The 1,594-nt window shown below is 70.8% G+C and carries 2 protein-coding genes; one reads left to right on the forward strand and one right to left on the reverse strand.

Features of this window, described 5'->3' with window-relative positions:
- Positions 1 to 753: acyl-CoA dehydrogenase family protein (locus CCN33_RS30170; RefSeq protein ID WP_208621986.1), on the reverse strand; the 753-nt coding region annotated here is incomplete at its 3' end.
- A gap of 381 nt (positions 754 to 1,134) precedes the next feature.
- On the opposite strand from CCN33_RS30170, the gene CCN33_RS30175 reads away from it, so the two are divergent.
- Positions 1,135 to 1,594, forward strand: a 460-nt coding sequence (locus CCN33_RS30175) for a class I SAM-dependent methyltransferase (RefSeq protein ID WP_140394773.1), incomplete at its 3' end; no start/stop codon positions are given.

The following is a 1,594-nucleotide window of genomic DNA, read 5'->3' on the forward strand; positions in this document are numbered from 1 at the left end:
GGCGCCGCCGAGCAGCGAGCCGATCAGGCCGACCATGAAGACGCCGGTCAGGCTGTTCCGGTAGCGGCGGTCGACCGGCACCAGGCCGTCGCTCTCGCCGTCGATCAGGGGCTTGTAGGGCAGCAGCCGGTGCGCGGGCACGAACACCTTCTCGGCGACGACCGTGTTGCTGCCGGTGCCGCGCATCCCGACGAAGTGCCAGGTGTCGCGGACGGTGATGTCGGCGGCCGGCATCAGCGCGAAGTGCGGCTGGAGTCCGGTGCCGGTGTCGGCGAGCAGCAGTCCGCCGATCCACTCCGCGTGCAACGAGCCGGAGGCGTAGGGCCATTCACCGCTGACCCGGACCCCGCCGTCCACCGGCTCGACGGTGCGCACGGGGGCACCCAGGATGAGCGCGGTACGGGCGTCGGGGTCGTCGTCCCAGACCTCGGCGCGGGTGCGCTCGGGGAAGAGGGAGACGACGAAGTTGCCGACGTTGAGCACGCCGGTGACCCAGGACGCGGAGACGCAGCCGCGTCCCAGCTCGGTACACACGTCCAGCAGGGTGCGCACCGAGGTCTCGTGGCCGCCGTTGCTCTCGGGCACCAGCAGCCGGGTCAGTCCGGCGCCGGTGACGCGGGCCATGACCTCGTCGGGCAGCCGCCGGTCGCGGTCGCTGCCGGCGGCGCTCTTCCAGAGTTCCTCGCGAAGGCCGGCGGCCTGGTTCACCAGCTCCGCGGCACGCGCGTCGAGGTTATTGCCTGAACCGCGCAATTTCTTTTTCCTTCCGGATTTTCGGGACGCAGAGAGCCCCGGTGCGGGTGGCGCTCCGGACGATTGGCGGTCCGTTTCCTCCGGCCGCCCCGGCATCGTACGTGGGCCCGTTCGGCACAGCCACCCCCGTTGAATTCACCGCGCCGGATACGAAACTCTCCGTTCCGCTTACCGGTCGGCGCCCGGCACGCGCGGCCAGGAAAAGCGGAATACGCTCTTTCCATCCACCCGGCCACCAGGGAGCGGGCGTTCAACCGTGGAAACTCCTCGGTTGAACGGGCGCCGGAGTGCGTCGGCGCGCCTTACGCGGGCGTCGGCGGCTGTGGTAATCCCTTTGGTTCGACAGGGCCGGACGCCGGATCTATTCCTCAGGAGACTGGCATGAGCAATAGCGCCCAGAAGTCCTACGATTACGCGACCGCCGACTTCAACGCCGTATATCGCGGAGGTGAACTGCTGGGTGACGCCGGGATCACCCGGGTCCCCTGGGACATCGGTGAACCGCAGCCCGGTGTGCTTGAATTCGAGCGCCGCGGACGAATTCGCGGCGAGGTGCTGGACGCGGGCTGTGGTCTGGGTGACAACGCCGTGTTCCTGGCCGCCCGCGGCTACCGGGTCACCGCCGTCGACGCCGCCTCCACGGCGATCGAGCGGGCCCGGGAGCGGGCGGCGAAGCAGGAGGGCGGCACGGAGATCGAGTTCGCCGTCGCCGACGCCACCAGCCTGGCCGGCTACGAGGGCCGCTTCGACACCGTCCTGGACAGCGCGCTGTTCCACACGCTCGACGCGGACGGGCGCCGCCGGTACGCCGCCGCGCTCGGCCGGGCCGCCCGGCCCGGTG

The organism is Streptomyces recifensis, from assembly GCF_002154615.1.
GTDB classification, from domain to species: Bacteria; Actinomycetota; Actinomycetes; order Streptomycetales; family Streptomycetaceae; genus Streptomyces; species Streptomyces griseoluteus.